Genomic DNA, 16725 nt, shown 5'->3' with positions numbered 1-16725 from the left:
CTATTTTAAAAACTCGGCTAAAAAGGCTAAAGCAAGTCCTTGACCCCACCCTTGCAACCATTTTTTCGTAATCTCTCGGTAACCCAGTTCATCTCTCATCACCGCTGTTCCTGCCGAAACATTTTCCACTCGACCAGTTTCGGAAATATTTCCCAATATTCCTACAAATGCTTTTTCGACAAATTTTTGATGAAGTGGATTGTTATTAATCTTCATAGCCGCAGCAATGCCACAAGAAGCTGAGATTTCTTCGTAAGATGTTGCGTCGTCCAAGACGGTCCGCCACAATCCATTATCTGTTTGTAAAAATTTCAATGCTGCTAATTGCTCATTCAACGATCCTTGAATATTCATAAATTCAGGATACAAATAAGCTTGCGGTAACCGTTGACCAACTTGAGCCATCGTGTACGCGGCCCAAGCATTTGCCCGTCCCCAATAGATACTAGATAAATTATCGTGAGCTAAATTGTTATAGCCGTGATAAAATAGCCCCGTTTGTGGATTTTGAAGATAAGTGATATGCCAATCATATTGATTTAAAGCATCTTTAATTAATGCTTGATCATTATTTATCACCCCAACTCGTAGCATAAAAAATGCTGCCATAAATAAAGTATCGGCCCAAACTTGTTCAGGAAAATCATTATTGCTAGAAACTGTATGTTGCAATACACCATCACCAAATCGTAAGGCGCGGTTTTGTAAATAATCAATTTTACTATCAATCAATTCTTGATATTTTTCATCGCCGAAGACCTCCATTAAAGTCAATAAGCAATGGCCCATCGCACACTTATTAACCGTCCAATCTCCAGAAAAACCAAATTCGATTAGTTCATCTACTCTCACTTTCAAATCTGTTAAATAATTTTTGTCACCGGTAGTTTCGTATAATCGACAAATACCGTAATAAGCAACACCGCAACTCCAATCCCAAGTCAAATCCATTTGTAATGTCTTATCAATGATACTTAAACTCAAATTTTCTAACTCTTCTTTTGTTTTTGGCATCTTCATTCTCCTTTATGAATTACTAAAAAATAAAGCGTGCAACAAAAGAAAGTTATCTTTTGTTGCACGCCATTTTTTACTTTACTGCTGCCCACTTATTTATTGGACAGGCTTTAATTTTTAAAGCAGTTCGGAATTCAGCGTAACATCCACATTTTGTACAAATCTGATTTTGAAAGAATGGACATGTTTCACAAATATCCAGACGCTGATTTCTTTTTTCTTCCGACACTAAATTATCTGGCGTTTCGAAACTTAATTGTTCAGCAATTTCAGCATCTATTGCTGTTTGATTCAAAAAATTATTTTGGTCACAAAATCGACAAGCCATCTAACTTTACTCTAAGACTAAAGTTACGATCGATTTGCTTGGTAAATTAACTTTCAAATTACCTTCTGTCAACATAGCTTTTGAAAAATCAGCTAGCACAACTTCTTCTGGATTTTCAAAAGTATTATGGGCGTCAATTTTTTCAGCTGTTAAAATTTTCCCAGAAACTAGCTTATTTGTTGTTAAACCTGTAAAATTCAGTTCTTGTGCTGTTTTCAAATCATAATTACATAAACTGATGGTAAGTTTATCATCTTTAACACTAGCAGTTGCGCTAACATGTTCTGGTAATTCTCCTAGTAAATTAACCAAAGTTGCTTCTTGATGATTTTTGTACATCTCAAAGACATAATAAGTAGGGGTTTTAATCATTTTTTCACCCTCAGTTAAAATCATCGCCTGTAAGACATTCACCATTTGGGCAATATTCGTCATTTGTACGCGATCGGCATGTTGATGAAAAATATTAAAATTCAAAGCTGCTACCATAGCATCCCGCAAAGAATTTTGTTGATACAAGAATCCTGGTAAAGTGCCCTTTTCTACATTGTACCAAGTGCCCCATTCATCAATAAGCAAACCAACACGTTTTTCGGGATCATATTGATCCATAATTGCTGAATGTTTAGTAATCAATTCTTCCATAAATAGTGTTTTTTCTAAAGTAGTATACCATTCCTCTTCAGAGAAATCGGTAGCGTTGCCCTTATCTTGCCAATCGCCTTTAGGTATTGTGTAATAATGGAGACTTAATCCATCCATTAGCCGACTAGCATTTTTCATCACTACTTCTGTCCAATGATAGTCTTGTGCATTGGCACCACAAGCGATTTTATATATTTTGTCTTCACCATATTGACGAACATAGGTCTGGTACTGACGGTATAAATCACTATAATATTCTGGCCGCATGTTTCCCCCGCAACCCCAAGATTCATTACCGACGCCAAAGAAACCAACTTTCCAAGGCTTTTCTTGACCATTTTTACGACGCAAATTAGCCATCGGAGAAATACCTGGCATCGTCATATATTCTACCCACTCTTGCATTTCTCGGACTGTCCCTGAGCCTACATTTCCATTGATATAAGCCTCGCAATCTAATTGACGAACAAGTTCAAAAAATTCATGGGTTCCAAAATGATTATTTTCAGTTACACCACCCCAGTGGGTATTCACCATTTCTACACGGTCTTCTTTTGGCCCAATACCATCTTTCCAATGATATTCATCAGCAAAACAACCTCCAGGCCATCGCAAAACCGGCACCTGAATTTCTTTTAAGGCAGAAACAACGTCACTACGTAGCCCATTTACATTTGGAATTGGAGAATTTTCTCCCACATATAATCCCTCATAAATACATCGTCCAAGATGTTCTGAAAATTGTCCATAAATGTTTTTGTTAATTTTTGTACTTTTACTTGGAATAAAAACTTGAATTGTCATCTTTTTCCCCCTTTATTTAATAATAATATAATCTAATTGAACTAGTTTGGCCCAACTAGCAACTTGTTGACTAGAAAGATTTAACGAAAGGACAGTATGATGTCCGCCACCATGTTCTAGCCATTGATTGACGCCTGTGCTGAAACTAGGAAGGACTTCCCACATGACCCGAGCTACCGGCAATTTTGGAGCTGATATTGTCGGAGTGAAAGCATTCACTTTATTAATCAGTAATTTAAATCCAGTCCCAAAATCGGCCATAGAAACAACGACACCCGCACCTTCTTTTCCATCAAAGACCAACCGCGCTGGATCAGCGAGATTTCCCATCGACAGAGGATTAACAACAATTTTTGGTTTGGTGGCGCCTAAAGTCGGATCAACTTCCAACATATGCGATCCTAATATGGCTTCATGTCCCTTGGATAATTCATAAGTATAGTCTTCCATAAAACCAGTACTTTCAAAATTAGCCATTACTTTTAATAAACGATCTAACGCCGCTGTTTTCCAATCTCCTTCACCTGCAAATCCATACCCTTGCATCATCAATCGTTGGACAGCTAAGCCTGGAAGTTGTTCTAACCCATATAAATCTTCAAAATTCGTAGTAAAAGCATTGTAATGCCCCGCATCCAAGAAACGTTTTAAACCAATTTCTTGTCGTACTTGAACTTTAACATGATTTAAAAAAGTGACTTCGTTATAGGAACCTAAGTCAAAATCATATAATTTTTGATATTCAAGAAAAAGTTGTTCCACTTCTTCATCGCTTACTTCGTTGATTACTTGAACCAAATCTCCAACACCAAAATAATCAACTTGCCAACCAAATTTTATCTGTGCTTCAACTTTATCTCCTTCTGTCACTGCCACATCACGCATATTATCACCAAATCGTGCAACTTTAATTGAGTAGCTAGCATTGTATGCTACTGCAACTTGCATCCAAGCGGCAATTTTTTCTTGAACGTCAGGATTTTTCCAATACCCGACGACAATTTCATTACTTTTTTTGAGTCGAGCATTGATAAATCCATATTCTCGATCACCATGAGCCGATTGATTTAAATTCATAAAATCCATATCAATCGTTTCCCAAGGGATACTTTCGTTAAATTGGGTAGCTAAATGAAGAAGTGGCTTTTGTAAAAGTTGGGTGCCTCGGATCCACATTTTAGCTGGTGAAAAAGTATGCATCCAAGTAATAATCCCTTGAACCTCGTCTTGAAAGTTAGCTGCCTGCATAATTTCAGTTATTTTTTCTGCTGAAATTGCTAAATCTTGTAGCTCAATTGGATAAATAAATTTGTTACTCTCATTTAAACCAGCGACTAATTTTTCTGCGTCTTCTTTCACTTTTGCTAAAGCGTCTGGACCATATAATTGTTGGGAGCCGACGACTAACCAAAAAACTTTTTTCAATTAAATTCCTCCTAATTTTTTTTACTTTTGACCGTAATAAGCATCTTTTCCATGTTTTCTTTGATAATGTTTATCTAAAATCCGTTGTGGTAAAATTTCCGCATTTGGATTTAATGATTGAGTAATGAAATTCATTTTACAGATTTCTTCTAAAATTGTTGCCTGTTCTACTGCTTGAAAAGCATCTTTCCCCCAAGTAAAAGGTCCGTGTCCTTGTAGTAATACACCAGGTATATCTTGAAAAGAGATTTGTCTTTTTTGAAAGGTTTCAAGAATAACCTTCCCAGTATTTTGTTCATATCCTGCTTGTATTTCGGCTTCCGTTAAGAAGCGAGCACAAGGAACTGCTCCGTAAAAAGTATCTGCATGGGTGGTGCCTCGAGGTAAAAGATCTAAACCGGCCTGAGAAAATCCGACTGCATAAGTAGAATGTGTATGACAGATCCCGCCGATATTTTTGACATGCTGATATAAATAAGCATGCGTTGGCGTATCTGATGAGGGCCGATAATTCCCTTCAACCACTTGACCGGACAAATCACAAACTACCATATCAGAAGCTTGCATTTTATCGTAGGAAACGCCACTAGGTTTAATGACAAAATATTGCTTAGACTCATCAAGTTGAGAAACGTTGCCCCAAGTATATTTAATTAAACCTTGTTTCGGTAATTCTAAATTAGCTTGAAAGACTTTCTCTTTTAATTGCTCTAGCATGAATTTATTTCCTTTCTAAAAAAAGTCTGCTGCCGTTTGTTCAATTGCTAGCCCTTTTTTAAATTTATCCATATATTCTTGAAAACCTACAACATCCATTAAATCAGGGTCTAAAGTTACTTCATCTTCATCATCAAAAACATTCTTTTTAAGAAATTGTTCTAAAGATAAGCCTTTCTCTTTTGTGAAGGCAGCTAACAACGCCATTCCATAAGCACCACCGAGATTGGCTGTAGAGCGTACAGTAATCGGCGCATTAATTGCAGCTGCTAAAAATTTTTGTCCAACTTTTGGTGTCTGAAAAATACCGCCATGACCGTAAATTTTCTCTAATGGTACTTTTTCTACTTTAGTTAATAAATCCATTCCGATTTTCAAAGTGGCAAAAGTAGAAAAAAGTTGTGCTCGCATGAAATTAGCCAAAGTAAATTCACTTTTTTCTTGGCGGATAAATAATGAACGTCCTACTGGAATTTTTGTAATACTCTCTCCAGAAAAATAGCCATAGCTCAATAAATTCCCAGCTGATTTTTCACCAGTCAAAGCCAATTCAAAAAGTTTTCGATAAAGTTCTTCAGTAGAAACCTTTGTGCCAAAAAGTTGTAAATTCTCTTGGAAAAGTTTTAACCAAGCGTTGATTTCTGAAGTGCCGTTATTAGCGTGAACCATTGCGACTTCTTCACCCACTGGCGTCTTTACTAAATCAATTTCTGGATAACGATGTTTCAACTGACTTTCTAAAACTACCATCGCAAAAATTGAAGTCCCAACGGAAACATTCCCCGTATGAACGGCGATGGAATTAGTAGCTACCATGCCTGTTCCTACGTCACCTTCAGGGGGACAAAGGGGAATTCCAGCTACAAGTTGTCCACTTGTATCTAATAATTTTGCTCCATGTTCCGATAAACTCCCCGCCATTTGTCCAGCGCTTAAAATTTCTGGTAATAAATCATCTACTTTAAAAGGATAGGCAAACGAATCCATTTTTTTTTGCAAAATATTCAGCAAATCTTGCCGATAATTTTTAGTATGTGAGTCCACTGGAAACATCCCTGACGCATCGCCAATGCCCAGAACATTTCTTCCCGTGAGTTCCCGATGAACATAGCCAGCCAAAGTGTTAATACTGAATAATTTTTTGAGATGATTCTCTTGATTTAAATGGGCTTTATAAAGATGAGCAATACTCCAACGTTCTGGAATATTAAAGTCAAACAGCTCAGAAAGCTCCTTCGCTGCTTGAGTAGTATTGGTGTTACGCCAAGTCCTAAAAGGTACTAATAATTGCTGTTGCTGATCAAAAGCTAAATAACCGTGCATCATGGCTGAAATCCCAATGGCACCAATTTTTTTTAGTTTTACTTGGTAGTTTGACCAAACGTTTTCTCTTAAATTTTCATAACACGTGGCTAAACCCGACCAAATATCTTCCAAACTATAAGTCCAGAATTGGTCCACAAATTGATTTTCCCACTCAAATTCACCACTGGCTAAAACTTTTTGACTTTGATCTATTAGAACAGCTTTAATGCGGGTTGATCCAAATTCAATACCTAAAAATGTTTGGCCATCGCTAATTGATTTTCTTTGATTTTCCATGTCCTCCTCCTTTTTATGTATCCGTTTTTATGTTAGTGCATTTACTCCCACAAGTAAAGAGCAAAATCGCGTTTTTTACTTCAAAAAATACTCATCTATTCAGGTTTTCACCTGAATGATGAGCAATTTGTTACAACCTAGTTATTTGAAAATCTGCATCAAGAGGTGGTCGTTGCCCATCACTATTTAAAAATAAGCGATCAATTTTCACACCCGCACTACGACCATAAATTGTAAAATCATTAATACCTGCGTGAAGTTCTATTTCACTAACTAAATTCCAATGCCAAATTTGCTGATTTAAATAACTGAAAAATCCTTTTGGTGAGTTTTGTTGAGTCAAACTTTGGACTTGACCATCGAGACCAACTAGCAGGCTATCCCCACCTTTTGCTTCGTATTTAAGTAAAATCCATACAGCATATTTCCCGGGGTTTGTTACTTGTAACGTGTAATGCAACTCTGGCGCCCCAGTTCCTTCTGGCCATCTAGTATCTGAGCCGGGAATATACATTCCAAGGCCCATTCCACGATTAGTAGGTGTTCCCAAATGTTCCCAGCAACCAGTAGGAGTGTTAGGTAAATTTTCTGTCGTGTAATAATTTTCATTTTCTGCTAAAACAAGTTCTGCTTCAAAAGCCAGTGTATTATTTTTTTCACCAATTTTTTGCTGACGAAATTGAGTAATTAAGCTGTTTTTTTCATTTACATTTAATTGTTCCGCTGGATCAGCTAATTTTGTCTGTTTTTCTCGTACTAAATGTGCGCTAAAAAGTGGTTGTTGATAATAATGTTGATCCACATATAAAATTTCCGGCAGAGACACTTCATTAAATGAACTATGGTACATTTGAGTCAACTGCTCAATATAGTCTATTTTATTTGCTGGCTGCAACTCCGGAGTCATTTTTGAAACTTGGCCTATCGTGTGACTAAGTCTTGGTCCTAAATTCGTTGGATAGAACTTGTCTGTATAAATTACTATCTTACTTAAAGCTACGTAACTATCTATCATATATAAAGTTAACGTATGAGAGCCAGCCGTAACAAAAGGTAATCGCGCATAAAGCTTGTCCACATCATTTAAAACAGACTTTTCCCAATTTCCCCGATGCTCATCTGTAACGTCTGAACTAATAATTTGTACTGGGTGATCATCCAGAGCTATCGCAAAACGAATTTTTCCAACTGAGTTTAAGCTAGGCAAGCGATAAAACTCAATCAGATGCGTCCCTGCTGTTTTGAAATTCAAAGAATATTCGATACTAGGATTTTGCTGCACATGTTCTACAGAGAGAGCTGTTTGTTTTTGACTTGTCGCTTGTAAGGCCGCACCTTGATAGCGACCTAGATTAGGCACTATTTCCCATTGATTATTATTTTGCGAACTATTTTTTTGAAAATCGGTGGCTGAAAATGCTAAGTAATTATCTGCTTCAACCACTGTTCCCAAAGTAAGCTGGCGATCAGAAGTTTTCTCTAACAAATGAACCGGAATTTCAACACTACCAGCCGTTGAAGTAGTTACTATAATCGATCCAGATAAACTTTTTTCTGTTGGAAAAACTTTCTCGATAAAAATTCTTTCTTCACTTCTTAACTGTCCGGTATATTTTGATAGAACTAACCAATCTGGACAAGTGATTTGATAAGTAAATTCTCCATAACCTTCATTAAAAATTTCAAACCAAGCCAAGTTAGCAGAATTTTTTTCTAGTTCTAAAGCTTTTTTGGCTGTTTCATGCCATAAAGTGAAGTTTAATTTGGGCTCATTTAAGCTCAGCGCGGGTTTTGTAGTGGGATACATTCTCATATTTGGAGGCGGAGCAAGTTCAGGTGTTAGAATTTGCGCCCATTTTCCGTCCATCATGACGTTATTATAGTAATGGATCATCCACCGCAAATAATTAGTAAACTCTCCTGAACGTCGATGATATTCAGTAGCTGATTGCATTTTTCCTTGCTTAAAAGATAAAGCAGAGCGATCGGCATAATAATATTCTCCACTTTTGTAATAAGCTGCATGAATTTTCATTTGAACTAATTGGAAAAAAGCAGCTTGTTCTTCTGTTGGCAATTGACGAGCTAATTGATTAACAGAAGAAAAAATTTCTTGCAATCGATTCAACCGGTCGAAACCCTCATCGCCATATTTATTCTGGGTAAATGTATCATCGTCCATTTGTTCAATTTTACGTACATTAGTAACTTGAGTAAATTCATTTAACAAAGGTCCGACCTGGCTACCTAAGTGACCCGAAAAATTTTCGTCAATCCATTGATTTAAAAAAGTTTCCACCGATTGTGTGGTTCTCTCTTTTCCAACTTCAAAAGCATAGCGTAAGAAAAATTCAACATCTTGTTCTAAAGGCTTTAAGGCGCCGACATTTAAAACCCACATTTTTTGGATGCCATTTTGCCAAGCTTTTTTCAGTTCATTTTTCATTTTTGCTAACGGAGTGGATGAAATAAATAAATAATGCATAGTGGTTGCCGCCCAGTACGAGCTATGATAATACAAGCCATGGCCACCTAGCCGTTTTTGATCCTCTAGGCTTGGATAACGCCGAACATTTCCATAATTATCATTGGTCCAAATAATCGTAATATCTTCAGGAATTTTTAAACCTTCATCGTAATACTTAAGTACCTCTTTGTATGGAATAAAAGTTTGGAGTACTTCTGAAGGTTTTTTATCCAAAGTTTCTTGGATAATAGTTCGTTGATCATTGATAATTTGTTGGAGCATTTCTTTTTTTTGAAAAATTTTCTCATCTGGTGACAATTTTTCATCTTGGTCAATCATTTTAGTGATAAATCCCGAATCGTGAATTCCCCGCATTCCTACTGTGTAACTGACATCGTAGTCTTTATTTAGCTCGACACTTTCTTGCCAATACTCTTGTAATATTTCGCGGTTCCTACCTGAAATTGAATAATCATATTGAACATCATTAGGGGAATAGTTCTTAGTTTCTAGCCATGGTCCCCATTCATTTTGATTACTACGAAGCAACATATCACAATGACTTGTTCCGATAATAATACCCATTTCATTAGCTAATCGACCATTTTCGGTGTTTTCATTAAAATAATTTACATGCATCGCCGGCCAAAGATAGTTGGCTTTCAGACGTAGTAATAATTCGTAAATTTTTACATAAGTTTCCGGGCCAATCGTCCCATCTTTGGTATGCGCTTTAGCCCAATTATTGAGTTCCTCTTCATCATTGATAAAGATACCCCGATAACTTACAGAGGGATGCTCAGTAAAATAAAAATCTTTAGGCAAAACAAAAGAGTCTTTTTTCTTTAGCGGAACATCTGCAAAAAAATACCACGGCGAAACACCAATTCGTTTTGTAAATTCATAAATACCAAAAATTGACCCTCGAAAATCAGCGCCAACAATAAAAATTTGACCACTTTTTTCGGCAATTAAATAAGCTTCTGAAATTAATTTTTGTTGTTCAAAAAGTGGTGCACAATCAAGATAATTGAGACTTTCATCTGGAAAGTCAGCTAAAGTTCCCACTACCAACTCGGCTGATGTTATATCCGTGACTTCTACTTTTTTAGTGAATATTTTTTCTAAATCATTTCGCAAATTCTGCTGAGCAATTTTAAGTCCTGACTCTAGGCAAGGCGCTAAATAAACTGAAATGACCTCTTTAGAAAAAAACTTCTCATTTTCAGCGTCAAACGTTTTGTGTTTCATCTGTTTCTCCTTTAAATAATCATTTTTTTCTTAGTATTTTATGTTGATTTTTGAAAACTACTAGTATAAGTTGATCATGACCAAAACTCACTTGTAACTTTATTTATAGTTTGTCAACGATATCTTGATGTTTTGTTGAAAAAATCTCCACCGCTGACAGCAGACCCATTGGCATAGTTAAATAAGTATCTGTCCACTGATCACCTACCGTTCTATATGAAGAGTTCCCATACCAAGTGAAGTCTTTATTAGCATTATGCAATGTGCCGAAACCATTAAATCTATTACCATATGAACGAATGATTAATGTATGTTTCCCCTGCGAAATTTGGCCTAATCGTAACAAATGTGGTTGATAGGCAATCACACCTCGATCAACTCCATCTAAGAAAACTCTTAAAATTGGCGAATTAAAATGCGGAATGTGCACAAAATATTCTTCATTTGGATTATTAGTTGAAAATAAAAAGTTATACTCCAAGTTTCCGGTATAAAATGGTAATCCTTGTTGGGTAATATCTCCCACTGTCATTTGGTTACTTCTTTTTTTTATTCGCGTTTCAATTCCCGCTACTTCTACAGAAAAGTCTCCTAAAAGATAAAGATTTTCCAAATTTGTTTTTTGATTATACTCAACTTCTACTTTTAGTAGATTCAATCCTATATTTAGTTTTGGCAAGTCAATAATTGATATAGAACAATCAACATAATAGCCTTTATTTGTTTTATTTACTTCTGTTCCATTAAGATAAATTTTAGAAGCGGCTAGATTCTCTATGCCTAATTGAGCAACCGTCTCTATTTCTGATTGAATTTCATAATATAATGTTACTTTGTGTGACTCTTTCTTTTCCGTTGCCCACGGTTGTCTCATCCGATCTTCTCTTATCAAAAATTTCAACTGTTTTCTAATTAAATTATCCAATCTTAAAATTTCTGTTCTTTCCTTAACCATTCCATCATCCAGCTTATAACTAGCATAATCTAATAACAACATATTTGGTTCTAAAAGTGTATAGCTTTCTGGCGTGTAAAGGTTTTGAACCATTTTTAATGAATTGGGAAAATCACTATTCTCCCTGTAGCTATTGGTGAGAAGAGCTTGCTTGGGACTAGCTAATTGGAGTAACAAACTGTCTTCGCTATATAACTTCCAATGAATAACAGTATTTCTCTTAATGAATTGGACTGGAATTTTTTTAGTTTCTCCACTGAAAGTATCAAAATAGGTCACAGAATGTCTCCCACGAATTGTAAAAGTATAAGCCTCAGATTTTGATACTTTTTTATTACTTTGATTTACATGGCAGACATATAGCCATTGCACGTCCTGATCATTTCGCAATTGATAAAATAAATTATTTGCGCGGGTTCCATCATTTTTTGTTATCATTAAATCTCGTTCATCATTTAGTGCTTTATACAATTCATCTTGACTCTTACTAATATATTGACAAGTTTCTGCCATTTTTTTTGCACGTTTAGACTCTTTTGCATCAACTAGGTGGGGAACTTTTCCTATAAATAAAACTTTCCCACCGTATTCATGGAATTTCTCTAAAATATCTAGTGTAGTGGAACGAATAGTTTCCATATTGGGGACAATTACTGTTGTGTACTCCATTTCTCCCACGAATAATTTATTTGTCGGCTGATTCATAAAGTTCATACATTGCTCAAATAATAGTGATTCAGATAAATAATCAAAATCTAAGGTTCCGTATAATAGCCAATTCGTAAGATTTTCAAAATCATTATCCATCTCTTTACGGATGGTAGCTGTCTGATCGTTTGGTCCAAAATGTAACCAACATGATTCTACAGGATGAACAACTGCTATTTTTGTAACAGCTTGTCCTCTAGTTAAAACGGTATTCAAGCGCGCGAAGTGATCTTCAACACTCGAAAATTCTTCATACCACGGAGACTGATAAAAAATCGATGCTGGCCAATCTCGCTTTGCTTCCCCTGCCATAGACATAAATGACAGATGCGGAACTCGAATCGTGATTCCAAGTGCAACTTGCCAATCACCTTGGAGCTTATACGTTTTGAAATCACAATACCAATGTGTTCCTCCATAAAGCTCACTAACAGTCCCAGATCGACCATATTGTTTAGTAACACTTGTCGCTTGTTTAACGGTAACTAGTTCGCGTCGATCAACTAACATATCGACGCCCGGTATATCCATTTTTTTATAATTTCTCATAGTATCACCTACGCAAACAACTTGTGATGTTAAGGGTGATTCGCTTAAAACATGTCCAGTCAATTTAATATTGTGTAATTTACACCAGTTACCAAGCCGATCCATAAAAGTAGACGCAAAACATTCCGTTAACGTTTTTCTGTACAGATACCGATTAATACTAAAGCCATCTTTTTTTACTTCCCAAATAAATTCTGGAATAATATCTATCGGATCGATATCATATTTTTGATTCATTTGTTTTGCAAAGTTCTCTGTATAAGGAACTGAGATATCTTCATGGGATAGTGCCGTTGTGAGTTGTAATTGCTTGCCAATTCGAGGTTCATCAGTAAAAATTGCCGGAACCGTTTTTCCAAACTCATTACCGATTGCTTGATAATATGCTTCGTGGGTTTCGTTGATAAAACAATCAATAGCTTCGGGATTCATCGTATCTACATAAGTCTGTCCCTGGAACCAATCTTCTTCATCCATCAATTTTACATATGCAAATCGAACGATCTCTTGCTCGTCTATTAATTTTTTTATTTCCAAATCTTCTCAAATATTTGAGTAGTTTTTTAAAATATTATCTTCAAATACTAAGTGATACGCGCCTAGATAGTATCCTTTTGGCTTTTCGCCTGAAGCTATCGCCTTTTCAAAACTAGCCTTATCTTCAGAAAATCCATTTAATAAGTATTTTTTCTTTGTATTATTTGTCTCATATTTTTCTGTAAGTAATAAATCCCTTGCTCTGTAATTGATATTGCGAGTAACTTTTCCACCAGCAGCACCAGAGGGGAATCGATCATCGTCGTAAAGCCAACAAATTAATCCCTTTTCCTTACATTGCTCCACAGTATACTTGACTAGTTGAAAAAATTTCTCTCCCAAATATTCATTATCTAGACCTACTCGCGTATGGATATTTACTCCGCCAAACCCCATTTTTTCAAAAAAATCTAACTGCCAATCAATGAGGTCCTTGGTCACTTTGCAATTCCAAGCCCAAAAAGGGATTCCTCTGTATTCTACAGTTGGATTTTGAAATAATTTTATATCTAACGGTTCCACTTTTTGAATTGTAAGGCTCATAAGTTTAGCTCCTATTCTCGCTTCTCTTCGTGAAATTTCTATAATTTTCAAATCTTTTGTATCTAAAGTAGGAGTGTTCTTGATGAACACTCCTTATTTTTAAATTAACTTTTCGGCAATTAACTGAGCGTACAATTTTGCTCCTTTAGCATTTAAATGAACTAAATCTGGCATATAGTAGCTAGCAACTTGCTCGTCTTTTAAATCAGAAAAATATTCTTGCGCTAGTTGGTGTACATCAATAAAAGGAAAATGATTTTCTTTAGCGAATTTTTGGGCAATCTTGCCATAAGTTAATAATTTTTCTTCAACGTCTTTCAGACTATTATCCGATTGTAGGAAGGCTTTTTTGCAAATAGCAATTGGCGAAAGAATTATCGGAAACGCTTGGTGTGCTGTAGCCGCACTAGCAAATTCGGCCAAGTTTTCAGCAAATTTTTCTTCGCTTACATAACGTTCAGCTTTTTCAGCATTTACATCATTATGGCCAAATTGAATTAATAAGTAATCTCCTGGCAAAATATTTTGCTCAATGGCCGCCAGTCGTCCTTCTTCCATAAATGTTTTAGTGGATCTCCCACCCATACTATAGTTTGCGACTTTCGACAATTGATTTTCATAAATAGTAACTTGTCCAAACTCAAAATCTGTTGCCTTATTACTTACCTGAGCGAAATTAGAATCTTTTTCGTTTAATAAAAATTCTCCCCAGCCAAATTGCGGACGACTTTCTTTTGGGTATGTTTGAACAGTGGAATCTCCTGCCAAATAGTATGTTGGTTTTCGTTTCATAGCTGGTAAAACTTCAGACATTTCCATATCATGAGCCAGATAAAATTTAGGATAAGTTGGTTGATTGTAACAATTATTTTGCCAAGCAATTCCACATCGATATTGCGTATCATGCATTAAAGTAAATAATTTGTGATCGGACAAATCAGTATTCGTATAAATACGTAGTGCTGAATTATCAGCATGACGTAAAATTAATTCTTCTCGATAATCACCAAATAAATCAACAACTAAGCAAGGATTCCCTTTAGTCCCGTTATTTACCGCAGTACCTTCTGGAGTCATAACAATTCCATGAGTAAAGTCATTAATAATACCCGTGCCGTTTTTAGCTAAATAATCTGCGCCATCAATTACTTGGGTGGAAAAATCGGGTAAAAAACGAATGGACATATTGGTCCCTAAAGTTTTTTGATCCAGTAACTGACCACAAACATCAAAAGTGCCAATCGTGTTGACCCATGCTTGTAAACCTCGTTCTTCTCTGACATCGCCGACCATGCAACGACCTAAATCACGAACGGGCTCGTACTCACCAAATATTACCGTGCCATCCTCTGCTTTACGCAAAGCATAACCATAAGGGGCCGAACTAGCGCCTTCAAAAACATTAAAAATTTCATAACCAGGTCGATCAGGATCAATATCTGCTACATGCATGGCATCCCCATGACCTAGCTTTGCTAAAGTTCCATCTGGCAAATAATCTTTAGAACTATAGAGAACTGATCCATCGTGGTCGATGGTTACACCGCCGTAAATAATTTCCATTTTTCCATCAAAATCAACGTCTGCACATGATAATGAATGATCTCCTTGTCCGGCAATTGTCCCATAGATTGGATCGATTCCATCTCGAATATTGCTAGTATTATTGAAAGGATTATTCATAGGAACATGACCACTGTCAGCTTTAAATACGCAATTTAATTTACCGGAAAATAAATCATATGCGGCAATTGCTGCGCGTGTGTAATAGCCACGACAAACAATTAAATAAGGACGTTTACCATCTAAATAGGCCACCCCTGACAAGAAACGATCGACTCGATTGCAAGGTTCTATTCTACGTCCCGCATAATCACCCCAAGCAAGACCATCATCACCGCGTAAAAATGGAAATTCCGTTGTTTCAATTTCAGTTCCATCTCCAGCTAAGACCGTTAAGTATTCAGGTCCTTTGAAAATAAATCCTTCAAATTCAGTTAGAACGTTTTTTTCACTACGACTTGGAGCAAAATCATTAATAAAATAGTCCACCAATTTTTCCGCATCATCTAGACTTAATGGATATTGATATTTTTTTTCTATATCAAAACATTCTTCTAATGTTTGAGGCCAGTTTCCTTGTTGTACTTCTGTTTGATTTGTCCATTGTTGAAACATTTCTACTAGATGATTCCGGTAATCATTAGCCGATGCAACATAATTATCTTGGTGGCTCACTCCATTTACTAAATCAGTTGGTGGTAAAGTAATAAATTTTTCTTTAACCACTTGATTAGCTGAATTAAAAAATTGAACCTTTGTGCCTGGAGCTGTTTTAAAAGCCAATTCTCCTCGTCCATCGCCGTCAAAATCAAAACACATAAATTGCGTATAATGTGCTCCTGAACGAATATTAACTCCTAAATCTACTCGAAAAAGTAATTGTCCATTTTGTTTAAAAGCATCAAGATAAGTATTACCGGTGTATCCTCGTTGTGAAACGTCCTTAGCATTCGTGGGATCCCATTTTAAAATGAATTCATATTCACCGTCACCATCAAGATCAGCAACCGACAAATCATTGGCTACATATTGATAAGTTTGACCGGCTGGAGTCACGCCATCTTTAGGACGTTGCAAAGGAATATCGACATAACTATTTTCAAAAGCCTGAACTTCTTTACAAGCTTCCTCTTCACCAAGTTGTACCGCATAAAAATCTCCAATTGTCCCATCTGAATCCAAATAATTGGTGCTGTCAGTAACTTCAGCTAAAAGTTTTTTATTTTTATAGACTTTAAAGGGCAAGCTAACTAAACGTTGACCCGCATTATCGAAATTGATAACTTCTGGTAACAGTAAACGCCAACTAAGAAAAACTCCATCACTAGTCGGCACCGCAACTAGCCCCCGATTTAACTGCTCTATTTGTTCCTCAAAATGATGAAAAACTGGCGTTTCAAAAATTTCACTCATTTCTTGGCTAGTTTTCACTTTTAAATAATGAGGAAGATGAGTAGATTTTTCTAAAGTAAAAAAATTATCTTCAGTTTCACCAACTTCAATAAATTGCGAGCTAGATAAGTTTTTATCCGACCAAAAAACTTTTGTGTTTCCATCTGTTTTCGGCCATTCGATGGTGACATTTTCTTTAGTGATATTTTTTAAGCGCATCAT

General features: G+C 36.0%; 10 protein-coding genes. All 10 read right to left on the bottom strand.

Annotation, left to right across the window (positions count from 1 at the left end; translation table 11 throughout):
• Positions 1–1014, bottom strand: a complete 1014-nt coding sequence (locus tag BQ5341_RS02500; RefSeq protein WP_083378567.1) for a glycoside hydrolase family 88/105 protein — start codon at positions 1012–1014, stop codon at positions 1–3.
• A 76-nt stretch (positions 1015–1090) separates the two neighbouring features.
• Positions 1091–1345 (bottom strand): DUF6171 family protein, encoded by a 255-nt coding sequence (locus BQ5341_RS02495; RefSeq protein ID WP_071130499.1) that lies wholly within the window; start codon positions 1343–1345, stop codon positions 1091–1093.
• A gap of 6 nt (positions 1346–1351) precedes the next feature.
• A complete protein-coding gene (locus BQ5341_RS02490) occupies positions 1352–2794 on the bottom strand; it encodes an alpha-N-arabinofuranosidase (protein WP_071130498.1) in 1443 nt (480 codons plus the stop codon).
• Between the two features lie 12 nt (positions 2795–2806).
• Positions 2807–4219 carry an L-arabinose isomerase gene (gene araA / locus BQ5341_RS02485; RefSeq protein WP_071130497.1) on the bottom strand — a complete coding sequence of 471 codons (1413 nt, stop codon included), beginning with the start codon at positions 4217–4219 and terminating at the stop codon, positions 2807–2809.
• 21 nt (positions 4220–4240) lie between these two features.
• Positions 4241–4936 carry an L-ribulose-5-phosphate 4-epimerase gene (locus BQ5341_RS02480; protein WP_071130496.1) on the bottom strand — a complete coding sequence of 232 codons (696 nt, stop codon included), beginning with the start codon at positions 4934–4936 and terminating at the stop codon, positions 4241–4243.
• A gap of 15 nt (positions 4937–4951) precedes the next feature.
• Positions 4952–6538 carry a xylulokinase gene (locus BQ5341_RS02475; protein WP_071130495.1) on the bottom strand — a complete coding sequence of 529 codons (1587 nt, stop codon included), beginning with the start codon at positions 6536–6538 and terminating at the stop codon, positions 4952–4954.
• A gap of 130 nt (positions 6539–6668) precedes the next feature.
• Positions 6669–10256, bottom strand: a complete 3588-nt coding sequence (locus BQ5341_RS02470) for a glycosyl hydrolase 115 family protein (RefSeq protein ID WP_071130494.1) — start codon at positions 10254–10256, stop codon at positions 6669–6671.
• A gap of 103 nt (positions 10257–10359) precedes the next feature.
• The gene (locus tag BQ5341_RS02465; protein WP_083378566.1) at positions 10360–13005 is read right to left on the bottom strand and encodes a glycosyl hydrolase; all 2646 of its coding nucleotides are present in this window, start codon (positions 13003–13005) and stop codon (positions 10360–10362) included.
• Positions 13006–13011: 6 nt separating this feature from the next.
• Complete coding sequence (locus tag BQ5341_RS10280) at positions 13012–13548, bottom strand: hypothetical protein (protein ID WP_083378565.1); 537 nt, start codon at positions 13546–13548, stop codon at positions 13012–13014.
• A gap of 99 nt (positions 13549–13647) precedes the next feature.
• Positions 13648–16725 (bottom strand): rhamnogalacturonan lyase family protein, encoded by a 3078-nt coding sequence (locus BQ5341_RS02460; RefSeq protein ID WP_071130493.1) that lies wholly within the window; start codon positions 16723–16725, stop codon positions 13648–13650.

Origin of the sequence: Enterococcus timonensis, from assembly GCF_900104595.1 — a bacterium.
GTDB classification, from domain to species: domain Bacteria; phylum Bacillota; class Bacilli; order Lactobacillales; family Enterococcaceae; genus Enterococcus_J; species Enterococcus_J timonensis.
This window is presented reverse-complemented; position numbering and strand designations above follow the sequence as displayed.

Bases quoted from the DNA above. Each gene is read 5' to 3' on its own strand.
- BQ5341_RS02495 (WP_071130499.1), bottom strand. From the start codon at position 1,345: ATGGCTTGTCGATTTTGTGACCAAAATAATTTTTTGAATCAAACAGCA.
- BQ5341_RS10280 (WP_083378565.1), bottom strand. From the start codon at position 13,548: ATGAGCCTTACAATTCAAAAAGTGGAACCGTTAGATATAAAATTATTT.
- BQ5341_RS02460 (WP_071130493.1), bottom strand. From the start codon at position 16,725: ATGATGCGCTTAAAAAATATCACTAAAGAAAATGTCACCATCGAATGG.
- BQ5341_RS02475 (WP_071130495.1), bottom strand. From the start codon at position 6,538: ATGGAAAATCAAAGAAAATCAATTAGCGATGGCCAAACATTTTTAGGT.
- BQ5341_RS02470 (WP_071130494.1), bottom strand. From the start codon at position 10,256: ATGAAACACAAAACGTTTGACGCTGAAAATGAGAAGTTTTTTTCTAAA.
- BQ5341_RS02500 (WP_083378567.1), bottom strand. From the start codon at position 1,014: ATGCCAAAAACAAAAGAAGAGTTAGAAAATTTGAGTTTAAGTATCATT.
- BQ5341_RS02480 (WP_071130496.1), bottom strand. From the start codon at position 4,936: ATGCTAGAGCAATTAAAAGAGAAAGTCTTTCAAGCTAATTTAGAATTA.
- BQ5341_RS02490 (WP_071130498.1), bottom strand. From the start codon at position 2,794: ATGACAATTCAAGTTTTTATTCCAAGTAAAAGTACAAAAATTAACAAA.